This window comes from Pseudoalteromonas sp. SG44-1 (assembly GCF_014164315.1).
GTDB lineage: Bacteria > Pseudomonadota > Gammaproteobacteria > Enterobacterales > Alteromonadaceae > Pseudoalteromonas > Pseudoalteromonas rhizosphaerae.
In genome coordinates this window covers 1-292 of record NZ_JACJEW010000283.1, presented here as the reverse complement: position 1 = coordinate 292, position 292 = coordinate 1, and the positions used below count along the sequence as shown (strand labels likewise).

The 292-nt window shown below is 39.0% G+C and carries 1 pseudogene; it reads right to left on the bottom strand.

The features are described from left to right. Window positions 1-292 (bottom strand): annotated as a pseudogene (locus H5187_RS24170) (IS110 family transposase); the annotation flags it as partial.

The window sequence follows — 292 nt, the reverse complement described above, 5'->3', positions numbered from 1 at the left end:
ATAGTGAGTGCGAGAATGCGGCCTATACCATTAATTGTTTGCAAAATATTAAGGTGAACAGGGTTGTGTTGTTTAGCCATTTGTTCAATGTAATGCTCTAAAGGTTTAAGCTCCTTATGATAGCAATCGAGTATAGCCATGTTTAAATTAATAGAGCGTTGTACAACGGGATCAGGAAAGTAATAGCGCATTTTTTCTCTGTCGCAGACGTTTTTTAAATTGACATTATGGGCAGGTAAATTGTACTGGCTGGCAGTATTGGCGACATGGGCTTTTAAATCAGCGCCATGAC